Origin of the sequence: Caballeronia sp. LZ029 (genome assembly GCF_031451275.1) — a bacterium.
Taxonomy (GTDB): Bacteria; Pseudomonadota; Gammaproteobacteria; order Burkholderiales; family Burkholderiaceae; genus Caballeronia; species Caballeronia jiangsuensis.
This window is the reverse complement of record NZ_JARUXO010000001.1, coordinates 2,563,995-2,586,604: the sequence shown is the minus strand read 5'-3', so window position 1 is coordinate 2,586,604 and position 22,610 is coordinate 2,563,995. Positions and strand designations below refer to the sequence as shown.

Here is a 22,610-nt window from a genome sequence, read left to right as displayed (position 1 = left end):
CGCCCGCGAGCGTCAGCCGACGCGCATCGTGATCGAGACCCGCGCCATGACCAAATTCCAGAACCCTGAAACCGACGCCGCCGAAGCGCAATCCGCGCACGCGAGCGGTCCGAGCGTGAAGCGCAACGGCGCGAACGGGGCGAAGCAGACGCCCGATCCCGATGCGATCGCGTTGCCGAGCGCGCTCGTGGATGTCACGCCGCAGCAGGCCGGCACCCAGACGCTCCTGCGCGGCCTCGCGATTCTCGAAGCCGCCGCGAACGGCGCGCGCGATCTGCGCTCGTTCGGCGCGGCGCTCGGCACGACGCGCAGCACGACGCATCGGCTCGTCAGTTCGCTCGTGCAGGCGCGCTATCTGCGGCAGGTGCAGGGCGGCTATCTGCTCGGGCCGAAGCTCATCGAACTGGGCACGATCGCGCTCGAACAGATGCCGCTCACGGCGGTCGCGCGCCCGCATCTGCAGGTGCTCGCGGAACACACGCACGACACCATTCACCTCGGCGTGCGCGACGGCGACGACGTTCTCTATATCGACAAGATTCCCGGCACGCGCGGCCTGGAGATGCGCTCGCGCGTCGGGCATCGCATGCCGCTCGCATCGACGGGCATCGGCAAGGCGATGATGCTCGACCTCGAATCGAACGCGTGGAAGAAGCTGCTCGAAGCGTCGCATCGCGTGCTCGCGAAAACGAGCTTCAAGCCCGACAACCGTCCCGATTTCGACACCTTCCTGCAGCGCATGACGCGTTATTCGCAAGGCGGGTTCACGTTCGATCTCGAAGAAAACGAGGCGTCGATCCGCTGCGTGGCCGCGCCGGTGCGCGATGCGTCGGGCGCGATCGTCGCGGCCTTGTCGGTGGCGAGCACGATTCCCTATATGCCGCATGAACGCATGGAAGAACTGATTCCGGTCGTGCAGCGCGAGGCGCGCGCGATTTCCGAGGAACTCGGCTGGCGCGCTCCGCTGGCGGCCCGCAGGATCAAGCGATGAACGCATCCGTTTCCACGCCCGCGCTCATCGCGCTCGACTGGGGCACGACATCGCTGCGCGCCTATCTGCTGGGCGCCGACGGCGCCGTGCTCGACACGTGCGCTTCGCCGGCCGGCATCATGAATCTGCCCGCGGGCGGCTTCGATCAGGCGTTCGAGGAAACCTGCGGCGCGTGGCTCGATGCGCATGCGACGCTTGCCGCGCCGCTGCCCGTGATCGCGGCGGGCATGGTCGGCAGCGCGCAGGGCTGGGTGGAAGCGCCGTACGTCGAAACGCCGGCGGGCGCGGATGCGCTCGTCGCGGGCATCGTCACGGTGAAAGCGGCGCGCGGCGTCGACGTGCATGTCGTGCCCGGTGTGCTGGAGCGCGGCGTGTTGCCCAACGTGATGCGTGGCGAGGAGACGCAGATTTTCGGCGCGCTGGCGAGCGAGCCGTCGCTCGGAACGTCGGGCGGCGCGCTGATCGGCCTGCCGGGCACGCATGCGAAATGGGCGTTCGTGAGCGATGAGCGCATCGAGCGTTTCTACACCTTCATGACGGGCGAGACCTTCGCCGCGCTGCGCGATCATTCGATTCTCGGCCGCACGATGCAGCCGGGCGCGACGCACGACGAACAAGCGTTCATTCGCGGCGTCGATACGGCGCGCGATGCCGGTCATGCAGGCGTGCTCGCGACGATCTTCACCACGCGCACGCTCGGCCTCACCGGTCAGCTAACGGGCGAGCAGCAGCCCGATTATCTGTCGGGGCTGTTGATCGGCCACGAACTGCGCGGCCTCAACGAAGTGCTTACGCGCGAACGATCCGCGCTCGCGGGCAAGACCTTGCGCCTGATCGGCAACGACGCGCTTTGCGACCGCTATCGCGCCGCGCTCGAGCGCTTCGGTTGCCACGACGCGCCGACCGTCGCGCGGGCCACCGAGCACGGCCTTTATCGAATTGCAGCGCGTGCCGGGCTCGTCGCCGCGCCCGTGCGCACGGCCTGAGAAGGAGCCAACACAATGCAGCCTCCCATCAACTTGCCCGCGCCGTACGGCATGCACGGCGGTCTCGCGAAGGCGTTCGCCGCGTGCCCGCTGATCGCGATTCTGCGCGGCGTGACGCCGGCCGACGCCGCCGATCAGGGCCGCGCGCTGTATGAAGCGGGCTTTCGCATCGTCGAAGTGCCGCTCAACTCGCCGCAGCCGTTCGACAGCATCGCGGCGATCCGTCAGGCGCTGCCCGCCGATGCGATCGTCGGTGCGGGAACCGTGCTGCATCCGAGTTACGTCGACAGCGTGAAAGCCGCCGGCGGCGAACTCATCGTGATGCCACACAGCGACGCCGATGTCGTGCGCGCCGCGAAGGCGCAAGGTCTCGCGTGCGCGCCGGGCGTCGCGACGCCGAACGAGGCGTTTCTCGCGCTGAAGAACGGCGCGGACGTGCTGAAGATGTTCCCCGCCGAGCAACTCGGCCCGACCGTGACGAAGGCATGGCGCGCGGTGATCGCGCAGGACGTGCCGCTCGTGCCGGTCGGCGGCATTGCTCCGGACAACATGGGCTCGTTTCTGAGCGCGGGCGCGAACGGCTTCGGCCTCGGCTCCGCGCTGTACAAGCCGGGCCAGAGCGCGGAGGTGACCGCGTCGCACGCGAAGGCGTTCATCGACGGACTCGCGAAAGCGCGAGGCGAAATCAAATGAACCGGCTCGCCGGCAAAGTGACGATGGTCACAGGCGCGGGACGCGGCATCGGCGCGGCGATCGCGCTGGCGTTTGCCCGCGAGGGCGCGTCGGTGGCGCTGGCGGAACTCGATATCGATACGGCTCGCGCGACGGCCGAGCGTATTTCATCGGAAGTGAGCGGCGCGCGCGTGATCGCGGTGCAGACCGACGTGACGCAAAGCGCGCAGGTGAAAGAAGCGGTCGGGCATATCGAAGCTTCGCTGGGGCCGCTCGACGTGCTCGTGAACAACGCCGGCATCAACGTGTTCTGCGATCCGCTCACGATGACCGACGACGACTGGCGCCGCTGTTTCGCCGTCGATCTCGACGGCGTGTGGAACGGCTGCCGCGCGGTACTGCCGGGCATGATCGCGCGTGAGCGCGGCAGCATCGTGAATATCGCGTCGACGCACGCTTTCAAGATCATTCCCGGCTGCTTTCCGTATCCGGTGGCGAAGCACGGCGTGATCGGACTGACGCGCGCGCTCGGCATCGAATACGCGCCGAACAACGTGCGCGTGAATGCGATCGCGCCGGGTTACATCGAAACGCAATTGACGCTGGATTGGTGGAATTCACAAGCCGATCCGAAGGCCGCGCGCCAGGCGACGCTCGATTTGCAGCCGATGAAGCGCATCGGCCAGCCGCACGAAGTCGCGATGACGGCAGTGTTCCTCGCATCGGACGAGGCGCCGTTCATCAACGCGAGCTGCATCACCCTGGATGGCGGGCGTTCCGCGCTGTACCACGACTGAACAACGAACCACCCAAGAATGACGCACTGGCCGCGGTGCGACATCACGACAGAAAAAAACGCGGCCACACACCTTCGTTAGCGCCCGTGCGCGGGCATTGTTCGACATCGGAAGAAGTCGGGAGACAAAAAATGAAACGCAGACTGTTCCTCACGCTGATCGCCGCTGCAACGGCAACGAGCGCGTCCATGATCGCGGCGCCTGTCGCGCAGGCCGCCGACGACGTCAAGATCGGCTTCCTCGTGAAGCAGCCGGAAGAACCGTGGTTCCAGGACGAATGGAAATTCGCCGAAATGGCCGCGAAAGAGAAGGGCTTCACGCTCGTGAAGATCGGCGCGCCGTCGGGTGAAAAGGTGATGAGCGCGATCGACAACCTCGCCGCGCAAAAGGCGCAGGGCTTCATCATCTGCACGCCGGATGTGAAGCTCGGGCCGGGCATCGTCGCGAAGGCGAAGGCCGACAAGCTCAAGATGATGACGGTCGATGACCGCCTCGTCGACGGTTCGGGCAAGCCGATCGAAGCCGTGCCGCATATGGGCATTTCGGCCTACAACATCGGCAAGCAGGTCGGCGACGGCATCGCCGCCGAAATCAAGAAGCGCGGCTGGGACATGAAGGATGTCGGCGCGATCGACGTGACCTACGAGCAGTTGCCGACCGCGCATGACCGCACGAGCGGCGCGACCGATGCGCTCGTCGCCGCGGGCTTCCCGAAGGCGAACATCGTCGCCGCGCCGCAAGCGAAGACCGACACCGAGAACGCGTTCAACGCCGCGAACATCGCGCTCACGAAGAACCCGCAGTACAAGCACTGGGTTGCTTACGCGCTCAACGACGAGGGCGTGCTCGGCGCCGTGCGCGCGGCGGAAGGGCGCGGCTTCAAGGCGGACAACATGATAGGCATCGGCATCGGCGGATCGGATTCGGCGTTGAACGAGTTCAAGAAGCCGAATCCGACGGGCTTCTACGGCACCGTCATCATCAGCCCGAAGCGTCACGGCGAAGAGACGTCCGAGCTGATGTACGCGTGGATCAAGGACGGCAAGGCGCCGCCGCCGCTCACGCTCACGACCGGCATGCTGGCGACGCGTGAGAACGTGGCGTCGGTCCGTCAGCAAATGGGCCTGGCGTCGAACTAAAACTGTAATGGCGGGCCGCGTCTCGACGATGCGGCCCGCGCGAAACCAGGAGGCGATGTGTCAGCGACGTTGCGTTTTGACAGTATCGGCAAGGTGTTTCCAGGCGTGCGCGCGCTCGACGGCGTGTCGTTCGACGTCAATGCCGGCGAAGTTCACGGCTTGATGGGCGAGAACGGCGCGGGTAAATCGACCTTGCTCAAGATTCTCGGTGGCGAGTACCAGCCCGATTCGGGGCGCGTGCTCATCGACGATAACGAAGTACATTTCGCGAGCGCGGCGGCTTCGATCGCGTCGGGCATCGCGGTGATTCACCAGGAGTTGCAGTACGTGCCGGACCTGACGGTGTCCGAGAATCTCTTGCTCGGCGCGCTGCCGAACCGTCTCGGCTGGGTCGACAAGCGCGCGGCGAAAGCGCACGTGCGCGAGCGGCTCACGGCGATGGGCGTCGATCTCGATCCGAACGCGAAGCTGCGCAAGCTCTCGATCGCGCAGCGGCAGATGGTCGAAATCTGCAAGGCGCTGCTGCGCAACGCGCGTGTGATCGCGCTGGACGAGCCGACGAGTTCGCTGTCGCATCGCGAGACGGAAGTGCTGTTCAAGCTCGTGCGCGATCTCAAGGCGGACAACCGCGCCTTGATCTACATCTCGCATCGCATGGACGAGATTTACGAGTTGTGCGATGCGTGCACGATTTTCCGCGACGGCCGCAAGATCGCATCGCATCTGGCGCTCGCGGACGTGCCGCGCGAGACGCTTGTGCAGGAAATGGTCGGCCGCGAAATCAGCGACATCTACGACTATCGCGCGCGGCCGCTGGGCGAGGTGCGTTTTTCGGTGAAGAACGTGCTGGGTGACGCATTGAGTGCGCCCGCGAGCTTCGAGGTGAAGCGCGGCGAGATCGTCGGTTTCTTCGGTCTGGTCGGCGCGGGCCGCAGCGAACTGATGCATCTCGTCTACGGCGCGGACAAGAAGAAGGACGGCACGATCACGCTCGACGGTCAGCCGATCAAGGTTCGCAGCACCGGCGAAGCGATCCGCCACGGCATCGTGCTGTGTCCGGAGGATCGCAAGGAAGAAGGCATTGTCGCGATGGCGACGGTCGCGGAGAACATCAACATCTCGTGCCGCCGTCACTATCTGCGTGGCGGGCTGTTTCTCGATGGCAAGAAGGAGGCGCAGACGGCCGAGCGCTTCATTCAGCTTCTGAAGATCAAGACGCCGAGCCGCAAGCAGCGCATCCGTTTCTTGTCGGGCGGCAATCAGCAGAAGGCGATTCTTTCGCGCTGGCTCGCGGAGCCGGATCTGAAGGTCGTGATTCTCGACGAACCGACGCGCGGCATCGACGTCGGTGCGAAACATGAAATCTATAACGTGATCTATCAGCTCGCCGAGCGCGGCTGCGCGATCGTGATGATTTCGTCGGAGTTGCCGGAAGTGCTCGGCGTGTCCGACCGGATCGTCGTGATGCGGCAGGGGCGGATAGCGGGTGAGTTGCCGCGTGACAAGGCGAGCGAACAGGCGGTGCTGAGTCTCGCGCTGCCGCAAAGCGATAGCGTCGCCGAAGCGGCGTAAGGACAAGAGGAGCGAATCATGGAAGTAAGAGAAAACATCGTGGGACAGGCGACCGAGACCGTCGCGAACGCGCTGATCCCGCAAAAGAACGACAAGCAGAAGTGGTGGCAGCAGATCACGGAGTACAGCCTGATCGTGATTTTCGTCGTCATGTTCCTGACGATGTCGCTGACCGTCGATCACTTCTTCTCGATCGAGAACATGCTGGGTCTCGCGTTGTCGATCTCGCAGATCGGCATGGTCGCGTGCACGATGATGTTCTGTCTTGCGTCGCGCGACTTCGACTTGTCGGTCGGTTCGACGATCGCGTTCGCCGGCGTGCTCTGCGCGATGGTGCTCAACGCGACCGACAACACGGCGATCGCGATCGTCGCGGCGGTGGCGGCGGGCGCGGTGATCGGCTTCGTGAATGGCGCGGTGATCGCCTATCTGCGCATCAACGCGCTGATCACGACGCTGGCGACGATGGAGATCGTGCGCGGGCTCGGGTTCATCGTGTCGCATGGGCAGGCGGTCGGTGTGTCGTCGGATACGTTCATCGCGCTCGGCAGTTTGTCGATGGTCGGGATTTCCCTGCCTATCTGGGTCACGCTTGCGTGCTTCATCGTGTTTGGCGTATTGCTCAACCAGACGGTGTATGGACGTAATACATTGGCGATCGGCGGGAATCCTGAGGCGTCGCGGCTCGCGGGTATCAATGTCGAGCGCACGCGGGTTTGGATCTTTTTGATTCAGGGCGCGGTGACGGCGCTGGCGGGTGTCATTCTCGCTTCGCGGATCACTTCGGGGCAGCCGAATGCCGCTCAAGGTTTTGAGCTGAACGTGATTTCGGCTTGTGTGCTGGGGGGCGTTTCGCTGCTCGGCGGGCGGGCGACGATTTCTGGCGTCGTGATCGGGGTGCTGATTATGGGCACGGTCGAGAACGTTATGAATCTTCTGAATATCGATGCGTTCTATCAGTACCTCGTGCGGGGGGCGATCTTGCTTGCTGCCGTGTTGCTCGATCAGTTGAAGAATCGTGGGTCGAGGGATTGAAGGTTTTTTGGTTTTGGTGTGATTAGGGTTTCGTGGAAGCCTGCTTTCGTGGTGGTCTATTAGCACTGCCCCTCCCCGGGGCGGGGGTCACTTTCTTTGCTGCTGCAAAGAAAGTAACCAAAGAAAGCAGCTTCTCACCGCCCGCAGTCACACGCAGTTTGGCCACGCTTGCCAGCCCCCGGTGGCACTCGCCTAAGTGTCGCCCTCGAAGGACTTACCGGGCTTGGATCGCGCACGGTCTGCCGCTCCAACTGTTTTGACGTGCTGGTTCAGCACGAAAGAGCTTCGGCACAGCGCTACGCGCTGCCGCTGGGTCTGCAAGGGAAACCGACGGAAGACATATGCAGTGCGTTGAGATGGCGGTGTGAGTAAAGAAGCGTGGAAGCGTAGAAGCGCACGCAGACCCGATTGACCGGTCGGCCGCGAAGCGGGCTGGAGCTATTTGGTGCTGAACCAGTCAGTGGAGCGGCACGAGGCGACGGACCGTGCGCGAGCCAAGCCCAGTTAGTCCTACGAGGGCGACACTTAGGCGATTGCCATCGACGGCTGGCAAGCATGGCCAACGTGCGTGTGACCGCGGGCTTAGACGAGCTGCTTTCTTTGGTTACTTTCTTTGCAGCAGCAAAGAAAGTGACCCCCGCCCCGGGGAGGGGCAGACCTAATAAACCGACACGAACGCAGGATTCCACCACCAAAAGCGCAAGCAAAAGAGACAACCCCATGCCCACCATCAACAAATCACTAGCAAGATACCCAAGCCTGGAAGGCAAAACAGTCCTGATAACGGGCGGCGCAACCGGCATCGGCGAGGCCTTCGTCGAGCATTTCTTCGATCAGGGCGCGAAAGTCGCCTTCTTCGACATCGAAACTGACGCGGGCGAAGCGCTTGCCGACCGTCTCGGCGCAGCCCTGACAGCAAACCAGACACGCCCGATGTTCCTGCGCGTCGACCTCACCGACATCGACGCATTGAGAAAGGGCATCGCCGACGTCCGCGCAGCATTCGGCCCAATCGGCGTGCTGGTCAACAACGCCGCCAACGACAAGCGCCACGCGATCGAGGACGTCACCCCCGAGTCGTACGATGCAGCCATCGCGGTCAACATCCGCCATCAGTTCTTCGCGGCTCAGGCCGTGATCGAAGACATGAAGCGCCTGGGCGGCGGCTCCATCATCAATCTGGGCTCGATAAGCTGGATGCTCAAGCAAGGTAACTTTCCCGTCTACACGACGTCGAAATCGGCGGTGCAGGGCATGACGCGCGGCCTCGCGCGCGATCTCGGCAAGTTCGGCATCCGCGTGAATACGCTCGTACCGGGCTGGGTGATGACCGAAAAGCAAAAACGGCTGTGGCTCGACGACGCCGGCAAGGAAGCGATCAAGCAGGGCCAGTGCATCGGCGGGGAACTGCTGCCCGTGCATCTAGCGCGCGCTGCGCTCTTCCTCGCTTCGGACGACAGCAGCATGATGACGGCGCAAGACATCGTCGTCGATGGAGGATGGGCCTGATGAACTCGACTCGCGCGCAGCTTCTGATCGACAGTCAATGCTCGCTCGGCGAAGGCGCGACATGGTGCGCCGCGAGCGGCCGCTTCTGGTGGACCGATATCGAAGGCGAGAAGCTGTGGCGCTACGATCCGCGCGACGGCGCGAGCGAATCGTTCGCGATGCCCGAGCGGCTCGGCTGCTTCACGCCCTGCGCCGATGCGCGTTTTCTGCTGCTCGGTCTCGCGTCGCGGCTCGCGTTCTACGAGATCGCAACGGGTAACATCGACACCATCATGGAAGTCGAAGCCGATCTGCCCACGCGTCTCAACGATGGCCGCTGCGACCGCGAAGGGCGCTTCGTGTTCGGCACGAAGCACGATATCGAGGATGCGCAGGCAGTCGGCGGGTTTTATCGGCTGAACCGGGATCTGTCGCTGGAGCGCCTGCCGCTCGGCAATTGCGCGATTTCGAACAGCATCGGCTTTTCGCCCGACGGCGCGACGATGTACTACTGCGATTCGCCGACGCGCCAGATTCGCGTCTGCGACTATCCGACGTTCGCCAACGATCGCGTGTTCGTCGAGTTGACGGATGCCACTGGCGTGCCCGACGGCTCGATCGTCGATGCCGATGGCGGCCTGTGGAACGCGCAGTGGGGCGGCGCGCGCGTCGTGCGCTATGGACCCGACGGTCGCGAGACCGCGCGCATCGACGTGCCGACCGCACAGCCGAGTTGCGCCGCGTTCGGCGGCGCGGACTTCGGCACGCTGTTTATCACGAGCGCGCGCATCGGACTCGCCGATGACGCGCTGAAAAGCGATGCGCACGCAGGCGGCGTGTTCGTCGCGACACCCGGCGCGCGCGGCATCGCCGAAGCGGTATTCGCAGGCAAGGCGTAACGGAAAATAGCGAGGCGGCGCGCGACCGACGCGCCGCCCGGCACACCCCGGCGACGCCGGGTTCTTCGCCTCTCGATGGAGCACGAGTCATGGCTGTTGCGCGCACAGAGCAAAGACCGAATCCTGCATCGACGTCCAAGCAGGCGAACGCCCGGCGTTCGAGGCTCGCCGCCGCAACCGAACCACCGATCCGCCCCGGCCCCGGCACCGCGATGGTCGCAATGGGCGGCCGCGATGTCGATGGCTGCATCACGCTCGCCAACGCGCATCTGCGGCTCGAACTCGCGCCGTCGCTCGGCGGCGGGATCACGCGTTTCGACTGGCGCCACCAGGGCACGCTGGTGCCGATCTTCCGGCCGTGCGTCGATCCCGGTCCGGACACGGACCCGAATCAGCTCGCGTGCTATCCGCTTCTGCCGTACTCGAACCGTATCGGCAACGGGCACTTTCAGTTTTCAGGACGCTCGATCGACGTGCCGTGCAACCGCGCCGGCGAACCGCTGCCGCTACATGGCGATGGCTGGCTCGGCGCGTGGGAAGTCGCGGAGGAAACGTCCGCACGCGTGCGTCTCACGCTCGATCGCAGCGACGGCAAGCCGTATGCCTTTCGCGCCTCGCAGACCTACGCGCTCGACGAAGCCACGCTCGCCGTGACGCTCGATGTGCAGAATACCGGCGACGAAGCGCTGCCGTTCGGCCTCGGGCTGCATCCGTTCCTGATGCGCGAGGCGGACACGGAGTTGTCCGCGGCGGCGGGCGGCGTGTGGCTCTGCGGCGACGACTGGCTGCCTGTGCGGCACGTGCCCGCGCCGCCCGCATGGCAATTCGGCGTCGCGTATCCGATGCCGTCGGAGATGGTCAACAACGCGTTCACCGGCTGGAGCGGCCGCACGAGCGTGCTGTGGCCGAAGCGCCGCCTGTCGCTCACGATCGCCGCGGACACCGATTACTACGTGCTCTACGCGCCGCCCGGCGAAAGCTTTTTCTGCTTCGAGCCGGTCGATCATCCGATCAATGCGGTGAATCTGCCCGGCGGCGGCGAAGCGCACGGGATGACCGTGCTCGAACCGGGCGAGCGGCTGTCGCGCGAGTTTCGGTTCACCGTCGAGCGCACCGGGGACGCGGCGCGGCGCTCGAGGCCGCGCACGCGAGCCGGAGCGAAGGCGCGGGCGCGGGACGCTGCGCGCTGATCGCGAAAGGGAAGCGATGCCGCGCACGTTAAAATGCGTGGCATCGACGTTCAACGAAATCCCGCCATGTCCTTCATCCAGACCCTCAACGCCGCGTGGTCGCGGACGCAATCGCTTCTTTGCGTCGGCCTCGACCCGGAACCCGCCAAATTTCCCGGCGCCCTGAACGGACGCGCCGATGCGATCTTCGAGTTCTGCAAGACCATCGTCGATGCGACCGCGCCGTATGCATCGTCGTTCAAACCGCAGATCGCGTACTTCGCGGCGCATCGCGCGGAAGATCAGCTCGAAGCGCTGATCGCGCATATCCACGAGAAACACGCCGGCATTCCGGTGATTCTGGACGCGAAGCGCGGCGATATCGGCAGCACGGCCGAGCAGTACGCGAAGGAAGCGTTCGAGCGCTATCAGGCGGATGCCGTGACGGTCAATCCGTACATGGGCTTCGATTCGATCGAGCCGTATCTCGCGCATGAAGGCCGCGGCGTGATCGTGCTGTGCCGCACGTCGAATCCGGGCGGCTCGGATCTTCAATTCCTCACCACCGATGGCAAGCCGCTGTATCAGGTCGTCGCGACGCTCGCGGCGGAAAAGTGGAACGCGAGCGGCCAGCTCGGGCTGGTCGTCGGCGCGACGTTTCCGAAGGAAATCGAAACGGTGCGCGGGATCGTCGGCGATATGCCCTTGCTGATTCCGGGCATCGGCGCGCAAGGCGGCGATGTCGAAGCGACCGTGCGCGCGGGCCGCACCGCGAGCGGCGCGGGCATGCTGATCAACTCGTCGCGCGCGATCATCTACGCAGGCAAGGGCGACGACTACGCACAAGCCGCGGCCGAAGCGGCGAAGAAGACACGCGACACGATCAACGCCTACCGCTGAGCGCGCGGTTCAGGCATCGGGAATCGGCGCGAGCAGCGCGTCGAGGTCCTCGGCGGAAAACTTCTCCACGGCGCGCGCGTCCTCGGACAGGATGCCCGCCGCGAGCGCTGCCTTGCGCTCCTGCATCGACAGTATCTTTTCTTCGATGCTGCCGGTCGCGACGAGCTTGTACACGAACACCGGCTTGTCCTGCCCGATGCGATGCGCGCGATCCGTCGCCTGATTCTCGGCGGCGGGATTCCACCACGGATCGTAGTGGATCACGGTATCGGCGGCGGTCAGGTTCAGTCCGACGCCGCCTGCCTTCAGGCTGATCAGGAAAATCGGCGCCTCGCCCGCCTGAAAGCGCTGCACGGGCGTCTTGCGATCTGCGGTCTCGCCGGTCAGCGTGACGTACGTGAGCCCGGCTTCATCGAGCGCCGTGGCGATGATCGCGAGCATGCCCGTGAATTGCGAGAACACGAGCACGCGCCGGCCTTCCTCGATGAGATTCGGCAGCATATCGAGCAAAAGCGCGAGCTTGGCCGATTCCTGCGTCTTCTTCGCGCCCGGCAGCTTGACGAGCGACGGATCGCAGCACACTTGCCGCAGCTTCAGGAGCGCGTCGAGCATCAGGATATGGCTGCGCGCGAAACCCTGCTTCTCGATGGCGTCTTGCACTTTCTTCTGCATCGCCGCGCGCACGGTCTCGTAGAGATCGCGCTGCGCGCCCTCCAGTTCGACGCTGCGCACGATCGTGGTCTTGAGCGGCAGTTCGGTGGCGACATCGTCCTTGCGGCGACGAAGCACGAAGGGGCGAATTCGACGAGCGAGCAGGTCGCGGCGCGTCGGGTCGTTTTGCTTTTCGATCGGTTTGCGCCAGCGGGCCGCGAAGTCCTTTTGCGTGCCGAGAAAACCGGGCAGCAGAAAATCGAATTGCGACCAGAGCTCGCCCAGATGGTTTTCGAGCGGCGTGCCTGTAAGACACAGGCGATGTCGCGCGCGCAGCGTGCGGATCACGCCCGCCGCCTTGCTCGAAGCGTTCTTCACGTACTGCGCTTCGTCGAGTATCAACAGGTGATAGTCGTGCGCGTTCAGCGCCTCGTGATCGCGCCACACGAGCGGATACGTCGTGACGATGAGATCGTGCTCCGCGATGCCCGCGAAACGGTCGTGCCGCTGCGGCCCATGCAGATCGAGCACCTTGAGTCCGGGCGCGAAACGCCGCGCTTCTTCCTGCCAGTTGTTGACGAGCGTGGTCGGAACGACGATCAGCGCCGGCCGCGTAAGCCGGCCGGCTTCCTTTTCGACGAGGATATGCGCGAGCGTCTGCACCGTCTTGCCGAGGCCCATGTCGTCGGCGAGCACGCCGGCGAGTTCGTGCTCGCGCAGGAACTGCATCCAGTCGACGCCCTCGCGCTGATAATCGCGCAGCGTCGCCTTCAGGCCGCTCGGCACATCGATCCGGCGCGGGCCCGAGGCTTTGCGCAGCCGTTGCACGAGTCCGACCATCGATGCGTCGCCGTCGAATTGCCAGCGCAGCTTTTCATCGGCTTCGGTGAGACGGCCGGCTTCGAGCGCCGAAAGCCGCAACGGCGTCTCCGCGTTGAAGTCGGCGCGGTCGAACAGATCGATCAGTGCGCGCACGAGCGGCTTGATTCTCGCGGCGCGCACGCTGAAGCGCCTGCCCGCGTGCGTGCGGAATTCGACGGCATGCGCGTCGTCGATCTTGTCGATGGCGCCGCCGAGCCAGCGGCGGTCGCGGGCGAAGAGTTCCGCGAGGAGCGGTTCGAGCCGCACGCGTTCCGCCTCGACCATGATGCCCAGTTCGAGATCGAACCAGCCGTTCTCCGCGGCGCGCGCGGCCGCCTCGATTTCGTCGATTTCCACGACATCGAAACGCGAATTCGGCACGATGACGACGCGCCAGCCCGCCTCGCGCATTGCAGGCAACTGTTCGGCGATGAACGCGGGCCATGCGTCGCGCCCGGGCATGATGAAGCCGCCGGCGTCGGGCGAATCGTCGTGAAGGTCTTGCACGCCACCAATGAACTTCAGCCCGGCCTTGGCTAGACGAGTCCAGCACGCGCTCTCGAAATCGTCCCGGCGCGCGACGTGAACGCGCTGGCCGTCCGGCAGCCGCAGGATCGTCTCGGAACTTTGCGCCGAAAGCGTGATGCCGTCGTAGTCGAAACCCAGTCGGGCGATGTCGAGTTCCGCCGGCGGCGTATTCAGCCTGCGAGGCGCGTCGAGCAGAAGCGTGTCGAGCGTGAGCACGGGCACCGGCGCGACGTCGATCATGCGGGTTCCCGTGTCGCCGTCGCCGGGCGGCGCGGGCAGCTCGGGCGCGAATTCGGCGAGCGTCGCGCGCACAATAGCCGCTTCCTCGAGCGTGAGCATCGGCATCGCCCGATAGTCGGCGAGCAGTTCGTCGGGAATCTGCGTTTCGACGAGTCCGCTTTCCTTCGCGATGCCGTCGAAATACCACGGCGGTTCGGTCGGCAGCACGATGCCGCCTTCCGGCTCGGTTTCGAGCGACGCGAAAATCATGTCGTCGTGGCGCGGAATCCATTCGACGGTCCCGCGACGGCGCGCGCCTTCGCGCAAGGGCTGTTTCAACTGCAGGGCATTCGCGTTCGACTCGAAGTAGAGACGGCCCGTCGCGAGCATCATCTGCCAGGCCACCGCGCCGCGCTTCCCGAGTAGTTCGTAGCAGTTGCTCGAAAAGCCGCGCTCGGTTCTGAGCGCGCGAATGATCGCTTCGTCTTCCGCGTTCACGAATTTCGGCGGACTTTTCCAGGCGGCATAGTTCGGGTACCAGCTTTCCGTCGCGCGAATCTCACCATTGACGTTGAGCCGCGCCTTGAGCGTCACCAGTTCGAAACCGAAGCTGCCGCGCAGGGACGGCAGGAGCGCGTAGACAATCTGATACACCGCGCCGGTTGCGGGCCGCGCCGCTTTCGCCTGCGCCAGCCGCGTCGCCTCGACCTTGGCGCGAACGCCCGACAGCCACCGCTCGACGCCCGGGCTCAAGCCGCTTCGCTCAGCGGCTTCCTTTCGCTCCAGCCAGGCGAGCAACGTCGCCGCGATATGCTTGCACTCGTATCCGACCGGGCAGGAGCAGTAGCCGTACGGCCGGCTCTTCCTCAATTCGATTTCTACCTGGTACGGCTCCGCTTGGGTCCCCTGGACTTCCGCTTGCAGGACATTCCCCATCAAGACGATATCGCCGACATCGCGGACATAGCCGAGCGCCTTGCCGATGGTCTTGGGGCCCATCCAGCGCGCCACCTGATCTCTGGTGTATGTGGCCGGATCGGCCATCTCGCTGTTTGATCTTGTCATGCGATGTCGCTGCGTTTCACCGTTCGTTCCGATCCAGAAACTCCAGCAGCTTGCGCAGCGCATGCGCCGCCGCCTGCGCGCGCACCTGCTCGCGATCGCCCTTGAACAGTTGCGTTTCGACGCCGGTATCCAGCCGGTTGCTCCACGCGAACGACACCGTGCCCACCGGCTTCGCATCGCTTCCTCCCGCCGGACCCGCGACGCCGGTGATCGCGACCGACACCTGCGCGCGGCTGTTGCGCAGCGCGCCTTCGGCCATCGCTTTCGCGACGGGCTCGCTGACCGCGCCGTGCTGCTCGATCAACGCGGCGGGCACGCCGATCATCTCGATCTTCGCGAGATTCGAGTAGGTGACGAAGCCGCGCTCGAACCACGCGCTGCTGCCGGAAATATCGGTGATGGCGGTCGCGACCATGCCGCCCGTGCACGACTCGGCGGTGGCGAGCATCAGCCTCTCGTCGCGCAGCTTGTTGCCGACGCGAATCGCAAGTTGGTGGACGACGGTGTCGGTTGGCATCGTGGTGTTCTCGAAGAATTGAAATATCAGGCGGTCATGCGCCAGAGCGCGATCACGAGCAGCGTGAAGAACGCCGCGACGAGATCATCGAACATGATGCCGAAACCGCCTTTCAAATGGCGATCGAAATAGCGGATGGGCGGCGGCTTCACCATGTCGAAGAAACGGAACACGATGAACGCCCAGAGCTGACCGGTAACGGTCGCGGGCGTGACGAGCAGCAGCACGAGCCAGAACGCGACGATCTCATCCCACACCACCGGCGACGGGTCCGCGATCCCCATCTTCTTCGCGGTGAAGCCGGTGAACCAGCATCCGGCGATGAAACCGGCGACGATCAGCGCACCCCACTCGGCGACCGTCAGATGCGGATTGAACACGACGAACGACACCCACGCGAACAGCGTGCCGACGGTTCCGGGCGCGATGGGAGACAGGCCGCTGCCGAAGCCGAGCGAAAGAATATGAAGCGGATGGGTGAGCATGAAGCGCGCGCTCGCCTTGCGCGGCGCGGCGCGCGGCGGGTTGCGCGAATCGTTCGATTCGCCCGCGAGTGTCGGGTCAGTCTGCATGAAAATGATCGAAGCCTTGCAACGTCAGAGAGAGCGGGGCGCCCGAGGCATCGCGCCAGGCGATACCGGCGATACCCGGCGCACCGGATGATTCGATTGTACCGATGCGGGTCAGCGGCACTTTGACGCTCATCGCGATATTCGCGAGCGTGTCGCGCGCATCGGCGGGCGCGGTGAAGCAGAGCTCGTAGTCGTCGCCGCCCGCGAGCGTGCAGGCGCGGCGCGCGGCGTCGGGCAGCGCGCGCACGGCGTCCGAGCACGGCACGGCATCGGCATCGACGACGGCGCGAACGCCCGAGCGCTTGAGGATGTGCATGAGATCGCCGGCGAGGCCATCGGAGATATCGAGCGCCGCGTGCGCCACGCCGCGCAACGCGAGGCCCAGCGCCACGCGCGGCTCGGGCCGCTCCAGCGCGTGCTTCCAGTCCGCGGCGGCGTCGTCATCGGGCGCGCGCCATTCGCCGCGAATCGCGCCGAGTCCCGCGCGCGCATCGCCCAATGCGCCCGACACCCAGATGTCGTCGCCGGGCCGCGCGGCATCGCGGCGCAATGCCGCGCCATGCGGCACGTCGCCGAACACGGTGATGCACAGGTTGAGCGGACCGCTCGTCGTATCGCCGCCGATGAGCGCGCAGTCGTGACGCTCCGCGAGCGCGAAAAGGCCGTTGCTGAACGCTTCGAGCCACGCTTCGTCGGCGCGCGGCAACGCGAGCGCGAGCGTGAACGCGTGCGGCTTCGCGCCCATCGCGGCGAGGTCCGACAGATTCACCGCGAGCGCCTTGTGGCCGAGCGCGTAGGGATCGACATCGGCAAAGAAGTGGCGGCCTTCGACCAGCATGTCCGTCGAAATGGCGAGCTGATGCCCGGCGGGCGGCGCGATGAGCGCGCAGTCGTCGCCGATGCCGAGCGGCGTCGCGGCCTCGTCGTCATGACGTGGCGAGGGCGCCGTCGCGCGGCGTGCGAAGAATCGGTCGATCAGTGAAAACTCGGAGAGCATCGTCGGCGATGAATAGGTTTTTTGTGCGCTGCAAGAGAAAAGCGCGGGACGTGCAGGAAAGCCCGAAAGCCTCCGTCCCGCATCTCGAAAAAATCGAACGATGTGCCGCGAGCCTTGCCCCGCGAGGCGATCAGACCGTTTCCGGTCATGGCACTTGTAGCCGAAATGCATGGAGCGCGGTCCGAAACCGTCTCTGATTGGCGCTACAATGCGTTCGAACTTCCATTCTAAATCCCGCACTGCTAGCCCGCCTTATGACGACTGACGCCAATACCAAGTTGCGCGAAGCTGCACTCGACTATCACGAATTCCCGGTCCCGGGAAAGATCGCGATCGCGCCCACCAAGCAGATGATCAACCAGCGCGACCTCGCGCTGGCCTATTCGCCGGGCGTCGCGTTCGCGTGTGAAGCGATCGTTGAAGATCCGCTGAACGCCGCGCGGTTCACCGCGCGCAGCAACCTCGTGGGCGTCGTGAGCAATGGCACGGCCGTGCTGGGTCTCGGCAACATCGGGCCGCTCGCGTCGAAGCCGGTGATGGAAGGCAAAGCCGTGCTCTTCAAGAAGTTCGCGGGCATCGACGTGTTCGATATCGAGCTGAACGAAAGCGATCCGCACAAGCTCGTCGATGTGATCGCCGCGCTCGAACCGACCTTCGGCGGCATCAATCTGGAAGACATCAAGGCGCCGGACTGCTTCATCGTCGAGCGGGAATGCCGCAAGCGCATGAAGATTCCCGTGTTCCACGACGACCAGCACGGCACCGCGATCGTCGTCGCGGCGGCGGTCACCAATGGTCTGAAGGTGGTCGGCAAGAGCATCGGCGAAGTGAAGCTCGTCGCCTCGGGCGCGGGCGCGGCCGCGCTGGCCTGCCTGAACTTGCTCGTCGATCTCGGCATGAAGCGCGAGAACATCTACGTGACCGATCTCGCCGGCGTGGTCTACAAGGGCCGTGCCGAGCTGATGGATCCGGACAAGGAACTGTTCGCCCGCGAAACCAGCGCGCGCACGCTCGCCGAAGTGATGGAAGGCGCGGACGTGTTCCTCGGCCTCTCGGCTGGCGGCGTGCTCAAGCAGGACATGGTCAAGCAGATGGCCGCGAAGCCGCTGATTCTCGCGCTCGCGAATCCGACGCCTGAAATCCTGCCGGAGCTCGCGCTCGAAGTGCGCCCCGACGCGGTGCTGGCCACCGGCCGCACGGATTATCCGAACCAGGTCAACAACGTTCTGTGCTTCCCGTTCATCTTCCGCGGCGCGCTCGATGTCGGCGCGACCGTGATCACGAAGGAAATGGAGATCGCGGCGGTGAACGCGATCGCGGAACTCGCGCGTCAGGAGCAGAGCGATATCGTCGCGACGGCTTACGGCATTCAGGATTTGTCGTTCGGTCCGGAATATCTGATTCCGAAGCCGTTCGATCCGCGTCTCATCGTGAAGATCGCGCCGGCAGTGGCGAAAGCCGCGATGGATTGCGGCGTGGCGACGCGTCCCATCGAGGACATGGAAGCCTACGAGCAGCATCTGCAGCAGTTCGTCTATCACAGCGGCACGACGATGAAGCCCGTGTTCCAGCTCGCGCGCAGCGTGGAGTCGGAGAAGAAGCGCATCGTGTTCGCGGAGGGCGAAGAAGAGCGCGTGCTGCGCGCGGTGCAGATCGCCGTCGATGAAAAGATCGCCAAGCCGATTCTCATCGGCCGGCCGGCGGTCATCGAGCAGCGCATCCAGAAGTTCGGGCTGCGTCTTGCGCCGGGCGTCGATTTCTCGGTCGTCGATACGGATCACGACGAGCGTTACCGCGACTTCTGGCAGTCGTACGCGAAGATGATGGCGCGAAAGGGCATCAGCCAGCAGATGGCGAAGCTCGAAATGCGCCGCCGCACGACGCTCATCGGCGCGATGCTGGTGCAAAAGGGCGAAGCCGACGGCATGATCTGCGGCACGGTGAGCACGACGCATCGTCATCTGCACTTCATCGATCAGGTCATCGGCAAGAAGGAAGGCGCGAAGGTCTACGCGGCGATGAACGCGCTGGTGTTGCCGGGCCGCCAGATTTTCCTGGTCGACACGCACGTGAACGTCGATCCGACGCCCGAGCAGCTTGCCGAAATCACGATGCTTGCCGCCGAAGAAGTGAAGCGCTTCGGCATCGTGCCGAAGATCGCGCTGTTGTCGCATTCGAACTTCGGCACGAGCAACGCGCCGACCGCGCAGAAGATGCGCGACGTGCTCGCGATCCTGAAGGAGCGCGCGCCCGATCTCGACGTGGACGGCGAGATGCACGGCGACGTCGCGCTCGATGCGCGGCTGCGTAAGGAAGTGCTGCCGGAATCGACGCTCGAAGGCGACGCGAATCTGCTGATCCTGCCGAACATCGACGCGGCGAACATCTCGTACAACCTGCTGAAGACGGCGGCGGGAAGCGGCATCGCGATCGGGCCGATCCTGCTCGGCGCAGCGAAGCCGGTTCACGTGCTGACGTCGTCGGCGACCGTGCGGCGGATCGTCAATATGACGGCGTTGCTGGTGGCGGACGCGTCGGCGGCGCGCTGATCGGGGCTTGGGTAAGCGATGAAACGCGGCGGGCTTGCCCGCCGCGTTTTTTTGTCCGGGCGAAAAAAAAGCGTGCCGTGTGTCCACGGCACGCCCGAGAAAAAGCCAGAGGGGCATCTGCTTTAACCCGCGAAACGCAGGATCGGCGGCGGAGCGCAATGCCGTGAAGCTGGCGATGAGTGAGGCGGCTCATCCAGAGGCTTCAAGATCCCACGAGCAAAGTATTATCCTGTTCAAGATAAAAATCTCTCAGATTTGGGCTAAATTGTCGAACGGCAGGTCGGCCGGAAATGGCAGGCTTCCGCCAAACTGAGAAAAAAATTCCGATTTTCCGCCCAACGTTGCTTCGCCCTGTCATTAGCGATACCCTTACATCTTTCATGGTCGCCGGATTCTGGTGCAACGCGAGGGCAGCCGTTTGGTGACACGCGCGCGAGGACTCTCCTTTTTCGTCGCTCTGAGCGTCCTATTGGGCGCGTGCGGCAAGGATGAACCTCGAAGCGGCGGTCAGGAACCGGTTGCGTCCACGAGTGCGGCGCCGGTGTCGCCAGCGGAGCCGGTCCGGGAGGCGCAGGTACGGCAACCGGACGCGACCGGCGAGCGCAAGCGTGACGGACTGGCCACCGTCCAGATTGCGCAGTTGCCGAGGCAGGCGGTCGCGACCTTGCGGCTGATCGAAACGGGTGGCCCATTCCCTTACGAGAAGGACGGCGTCGTGTTCTTCAATCGCGAGCGTTTGCTTCCGCGGCATCCACGCGGCTACTACCACGAATACACGGTTCCCACGCCTCGCGCGAGGGATCGCGGCGCGCGCCGGATCGTGTGTGGCGGCCCGAAGAAGCAGGTCGATGACTGCTACTACACAGACGACCACTACGCCAGTTTCAAACGGATTGCGGATTAACTACAGGATTTACGGCATGAGCGACAACATCTACGCGCACGACCACAGCGTCGCGAGTGATCTTTTCGCCACCGGCGATGGCAACCTGTTTCAGCGAGTACTGCGGCTACGCATGACAGAACACGACAACAGACCCGACGACGAGACAAGGCCGGAGGAGGCCCATCCGCACGAGGATCCGGAAACGATGTTCGCGACGGTGCGGCCGAATATCGTTCAGTCGATTCGCGCGTTCCGCGTGCAGGATCTCGCGGACGAGGCGAACCGCCTCGGCCAGCATTTCCTCTACGCTTATCTCGGGCAGGCTCAGAGCAAGCAGGAAGTGCTGGAGACCATCGCCACGTCGTTTCTGTTTCCGAAGCACTTTGGCAAGAACTACGACGCGCTCTACGATTCGCTCACCGATCTCGTCCACAAGGCGGGCTCGCAGCCGGGTTTCGTGATCGTGCTCGAACAACTGCCTATCGCGCAGAAATTCGATAAGGAAGGCCGCGAAGTCCTGCTCGACGTGTTCCGCGACGCGGCGGAATTCTGGGCCGAAAGGAAAGTGGCTTTCCGCGTGTTCTATTCGTTCGTCTGATCGGCGCAGCGGGCACGAACGCGCCAGTCGAAATAAGCAACAGCCCGATGGACGCGGCGACGCGCGTCCATCGGGCTGTTTTCGTTTGTGTGCGCCGTGCGGATCACCATCCGCCCCAACGCGCGGCCAGCGCGGCGAGCACCGCGATGCCCGCCGTTTCCGTGCGCAGCACGCGCGGGCCGAGGCCGAGCGCGGAGAATCCCGCATCGATGATCGCGCTTTCCTCGCCGGGCGAGAAACCCGCTTCCGGTCCGATCAGCAACGTGACCGGGCCGCGCGGCGCATCGGCCGGCAGCGAGGCGAAGCTCACGTCGGCGCGCGGCGAGAGCAGCAGGCGTAGTTCGCCATCGGTGGCGGCGGGGAGATCGGCGAGCCAGGCGTGGAGGTCGCGTGGCGGCGCGACATCGGGCACGCGATTGCGTCCGCACTGCTCGCATGCCGCGCGCGTAAGCGCCTGCCAGTGCGCCTGGCGCTTGAGCGCGCGTTCGCCGGAAAGTCGCACGACACCGCGTTCGGCCGTGATCGGCGCGATGGCCGCCACGCCCAGTTCCACCGCTTTCTCGATGAGCCAGTCCATCTTGTCGCCGCCTGCGACGCCCTGCGCGAGCGTCAGGCGATAGGGCGGCTCGGCTTCGCGATCGCTGTGTCCGTCGATGCGCGCGGTCGCGGCGCGCTTCGCGATATCGATCAGCTCGCCGCGATATTCACCGCCGCGGCCGTCGAAGAGCGTGACCGGATCGCCGGTTTGCAGGCGCAGCACCTGCACGTGACGCACGACGTCATCGGGAAGAGAGAGGGTTTGGCCCACGAAGAGCGGACCGTCGACATGAAAACGTGGCATGAATGGTCGATCGCGAACGTTCTGTCCGCGGATAGTGGACGCCTGCCGGCGAGGCGGCGCTTCAGCGCAGATGCCGCGCGATCGCCCAGCGATAGCCGTCCGGGTCTTCGAACTGCGCGAAGCGGTCGCCCCAGAACTGGTCCTGCGGCTCGATGAGCGGCTTCGCGCCGACGGCGAGCGCCTGCTGAAAAGTGGCGTCGACGTCATCGACATAAAGATAGAACGATTGCGGCGCCATCTGCCCTGCGCTCTTCGGCGTGCGCGCCTGCGAACCGTATGCGCCTTCGGGCGCGAACATCACGATCAACTGCCCGCGATACGTCATCTCGACATGGATGACAGTACCGTCGTCGTTCACGCTGTCGCGCACCGCGAAGCCGAGCGCCTTCTCGTAGAACGCGATGCTCAGGCGCGCGTCGCGCACGGTGAGATACGGAGTCAGCCAGGGCACGTCGGCGGGGCGAGGGTCGGTCATCGAAAGCACTCCTTGAAGCCTTGCTGCACATGGGGAATCATTTTGCCATGAAGCCGTACGAACAATGGAGCGGCAGGCAACTTGCAAAAAGTCGGCGCGCCGGACGGATTTCGCCGGATGAACGTCCGTTGGCGGCGCGCGTTACCGTGTAATGTCACGCGTTGTCACGATCTCGTGACACTGTTGTTTCGCTTGCGACGCAC

At 64.7% G+C, this 22,610-nt stretch carries 20 protein-coding genes; 14 read left to right on the top strand and 6 right to left on the bottom strand.

The features are described from left to right. The first annotated feature begins 46 nt into the window (after positions 1-46). The 11 genes from QCE73_RS12205 (at position 47) to pyrF (ending at position 11,648) form a co-directional block, all read left to right on the top strand. Positions 47-991, top strand: coding sequence for an IclR family transcriptional regulator (locus QCE73_RS12205; protein WP_035507714.1), 945 nt, complete (start codon positions 47-49; stop codon positions 989-991). Beyond that, a complete protein-coding gene (locus tag QCE73_RS12200; protein ID WP_309881396.1) occupies positions 988-1,977 on the top strand; it encodes a 2-dehydro-3-deoxygalactonokinase in 990 nt (329 codons plus the stop codon). Before QCE73_RS12205 ends, QCE73_RS12200 begins: the two co-directional genes overlap by 4 nt. 15 nt (positions 1,978-1,992) lie before the next feature. Next, positions 1,993-2,670 (top strand): 2-dehydro-3-deoxy-6-phosphogalactonate aldolase, encoded by a 678-nt coding sequence (locus tag QCE73_RS12195; RefSeq protein WP_309881395.1) that lies wholly within the window; start codon positions 1,993-1,995, stop codon positions 2,668-2,670. Next, positions 2,667-3,446, top strand: a complete 780-nt coding sequence (locus QCE73_RS12190) for an SDR family oxidoreductase (protein WP_309881393.1) — start codon at positions 2,667-2,669, stop codon at positions 3,444-3,446. The genes QCE73_RS12195 and QCE73_RS12190 overlap by 4 nt, the downstream gene beginning before the upstream one ends. Positions 3,447-3,577: 131 nt before the next feature. Continuing rightward, complete coding sequence (locus tag QCE73_RS12185) at positions 3,578-4,585, top strand: arabinose ABC transporter substrate-binding protein (RefSeq protein ID WP_035507702.1); 1,008 nt, start codon at positions 3,578-3,580, stop codon at positions 4,583-4,585. Between the two features lie 57 nt (positions 4,586-4,642). Then, positions 4,643-6,157 (top strand): L-arabinose ABC transporter ATP-binding protein AraG, encoded by a 1,515-nt coding sequence (araG, locus tag QCE73_RS12180; RefSeq protein ID WP_035507699.1) that lies wholly within the window; start codon positions 4,643-4,645, stop codon positions 6,155-6,157. Between the two features lie 18 nt (positions 6,158-6,175). Beyond that, positions 6,176-7,192, top strand: coding sequence for an L-arabinose ABC transporter permease AraH (araH, locus tag QCE73_RS12175; protein ID WP_035507697.1), 1,017 nt, complete (start codon positions 6,176-6,178; stop codon positions 7,190-7,192). A 720-nt stretch (positions 7,193-7,912) separates the two neighbouring features. Beyond that, a complete protein-coding gene (locus QCE73_RS12170) occupies positions 7,913-8,701 on the top strand; it encodes an SDR family oxidoreductase (RefSeq protein ID WP_309881995.1) in 789 nt (262 codons plus the stop codon). Further along, the gene (locus QCE73_RS12165; protein ID WP_309881389.1) at positions 8,692-9,579 is read left to right on the top strand and encodes an SMP-30/gluconolactonase/LRE family protein; all 888 of its coding nucleotides are present in this window, start codon (positions 8,692-8,694) and stop codon (positions 9,577-9,579) included. Before QCE73_RS12170 ends, QCE73_RS12165 begins: the two co-directional genes overlap by 10 nt. Before the next feature lie 89 nt (positions 9,580-9,668). Beyond that, positions 9,669-10,769, top strand: coding sequence for an aldose 1-epimerase (locus tag QCE73_RS12160; RefSeq protein WP_035507689.1), 1,101 nt, complete (start codon positions 9,669-9,671; stop codon positions 10,767-10,769). Positions 10,770-10,835: 66 nt separating this feature from the next. Then, entirely contained in the window at positions 10,836-11,648 is an 813-nt protein-coding gene (pyrF, locus tag QCE73_RS12155) for an orotidine-5'-phosphate decarboxylase (protein ID WP_238288292.1), read from the top strand. Positions 11,649-11,657: 9 nt separating this feature from the next. On the opposite strand, the gene QCE73_RS12150 is transcribed toward pyrF, so the two are convergent. Genes QCE73_RS12150 through thiL form a run of 4 tightly spaced genes read right to left on the bottom strand, consistent with a single transcriptional unit; the run spans position 11,658 to position 17,058 of the window. Further along, complete coding sequence (locus QCE73_RS12150; RefSeq protein ID WP_309881387.1) at positions 11,658-14,972, bottom strand: DEAD/DEAH box helicase; 3,315 nt, start codon at positions 14,970-14,972, stop codon at positions 11,658-11,660. A gap of 16 nt (positions 14,973-14,988) precedes the next feature. Continuing rightward, positions 14,989-15,489, bottom strand: a complete 501-nt coding sequence (locus QCE73_RS12145; RefSeq protein WP_309881386.1) for a CinA family protein — start codon at positions 15,487-15,489, stop codon at positions 14,989-14,991. A 26-nt stretch (positions 15,490-15,515) separates the two neighbouring features. Next, on the bottom strand, positions 15,516-16,061 hold the full coding sequence (locus tag QCE73_RS12140; protein WP_309881385.1) for a phosphatidylglycerophosphatase A: 546 nt from the start codon (positions 16,059-16,061) through the stop codon (positions 15,516-15,518). Continuing rightward, a complete protein-coding gene (thiL, locus tag QCE73_RS12135) occupies positions 16,051-17,058 on the bottom strand; it encodes a thiamine-phosphate kinase (protein WP_309881384.1) in 1,008 nt (335 codons plus the stop codon). The genes QCE73_RS12140 and thiL overlap by 11 nt, the downstream gene beginning before the upstream one ends. 254 nt (positions 17,059-17,312) lie before the next feature. On the opposite strand from thiL, the gene QCE73_RS12130 reads away from it, so the two are divergent. The 3 genes from QCE73_RS12130 to QCE73_RS12120 all read left to right on the top strand — a co-directional run bounded on the left by QCE73_RS12130 (position 17,313) and on the right by QCE73_RS12120 (position 21,091). Then, entirely contained in the window at positions 17,313-19,607 is a 2,295-nt protein-coding gene (locus tag QCE73_RS12130; protein WP_035507673.1) for an NADP-dependent malic enzyme, read from the top strand. A 421-nt stretch (positions 19,608-20,028) separates the two neighbouring features. Beyond that, complete coding sequence (locus QCE73_RS12125; protein WP_309881994.1) at positions 20,029-20,511, top strand: ribonuclease; 483 nt, start codon at positions 20,029-20,031, stop codon at positions 20,509-20,511. Between the two features lie 16 nt (positions 20,512-20,527). Then, a complete protein-coding gene (locus QCE73_RS12120; RefSeq protein ID WP_035507669.1) occupies positions 20,528-21,091 on the top strand; it encodes a barstar family protein in 564 nt (187 codons plus the stop codon). A gap of 103 nt (positions 21,092-21,194) precedes the next feature. Here the strand turns inward: QCE73_RS12120 and QCE73_RS12115 are convergent, their stop codons facing one another. Together QCE73_RS12115 and QCE73_RS12110 are read right to left on the bottom strand one after the other, a co-directional pair. Further along, on the bottom strand, positions 21,195-21,932 hold the full coding sequence (locus QCE73_RS12115) for a 16S rRNA (uracil(1498)-N(3))-methyltransferase (RefSeq protein WP_309881382.1): 738 nt from the start codon (positions 21,930-21,932) through the stop codon (positions 21,195-21,197). 61 nt (positions 21,933-21,993) lie between these two features. Next, positions 21,994-22,407: a glyoxalase/bleomycin resistance/extradiol dioxygenase family protein gene (locus QCE73_RS12110; RefSeq protein WP_035507663.1), complete on the bottom strand. Its 414-nt coding sequence runs from the start codon at positions 22,405-22,407 to the stop codon at positions 21,994-21,996. Positions 22,408-22,610: the final 203 nt, after the last annotated feature.

Coding starts and splice junctions, on each gene's coding strand:
- thiL (WP_309881384.1), bottom strand. CDS start 17,058: ATGCTCTCCGAGTTTTCACTGATCGACCGATTCTTCGCACGCCGCGCG.
- QCE73_RS12185 (WP_035507702.1), top strand. CDS start 3,578: ATGAAACGCAGACTGTTCCTCACGCTGATCGCCGCTGCAACGGCAACG.
- QCE73_RS12110 (WP_035507663.1), bottom strand. CDS start 22,407: ATGACCGACCCTCGCCCCGCCGACGTGCCCTGGCTGACTCCGTATCTC.
- QCE73_RS12195 (WP_309881395.1), top strand. CDS start 1,993: ATGCAGCCTCCCATCAACTTGCCCGCGCCGTACGGCATGCACGGCGGT.
- pyrF (WP_238288292.1), top strand. CDS start 10,836: ATGTCCTTCATCCAGACCCTCAACGCCGCGTGGTCGCGGACGCAATCG.
- QCE73_RS12200 (WP_309881396.1), top strand. CDS start 988: ATGAACGCATCCGTTTCCACGCCCGCGCTCATCGCGCTCGACTGGGGC.
- araH (WP_035507697.1), top strand. CDS start 6,176: ATGGAAGTAAGAGAAAACATCGTGGGACAGGCGACCGAGACCGTCGCG.
- QCE73_RS12205 (WP_035507714.1), top strand. CDS start 47: ATGACCAAATTCCAGAACCCTGAAACCGACGCCGCCGAAGCGCAATCC.
- QCE73_RS12115 (WP_309881382.1), bottom strand. CDS start 21,932: ATGCCACGTTTTCATGTCGACGGTCCGCTCTTCGTGGGCCAAACCCTC.
- QCE73_RS12160 (WP_035507689.1), top strand. CDS start 9,669: ATGGCTGTTGCGCGCACAGAGCAAAGACCGAATCCTGCATCGACGTCC.
- QCE73_RS12120 (WP_035507669.1), top strand. CDS start 20,528: ATGAGCGACAACATCTACGCGCACGACCACAGCGTCGCGAGTGATCTT.
- QCE73_RS12130 (WP_035507673.1), top strand. CDS start 17,313: ATGACGACTGACGCCAATACCAAGTTGCGCGAAGCTGCACTCGACTAT.
- QCE73_RS12190 (WP_309881393.1), top strand. CDS start 2,667: ATGAACCGGCTCGCCGGCAAAGTGACGATGGTCACAGGCGCGGGACGC.
- QCE73_RS12170 (WP_309881995.1), top strand. CDS start 7,913: ATGCCCACCATCAACAAATCACTAGCAAGATACCCAAGCCTGGAAGGC.
- QCE73_RS12145 (WP_309881386.1), bottom strand. CDS start 15,489: ATGCCAACCGACACCGTCGTCCACCAACTTGCGATTCGCGTCGGCAAC.
- QCE73_RS12150 (WP_309881387.1), bottom strand. CDS start 14,972: ATGACAAGATCAAACAGCGAGATGGCCGATCCGGCCACATACACCAGA.
- QCE73_RS12165 (WP_309881389.1), top strand. CDS start 8,692: ATGGGCCTGATGAACTCGACTCGCGCGCAGCTTCTGATCGACAGTCAA.
- QCE73_RS12140 (WP_309881385.1), bottom strand. CDS start 16,061: ATGCAGACTGACCCGACACTCGCGGGCGAATCGAACGATTCGCGCAAC.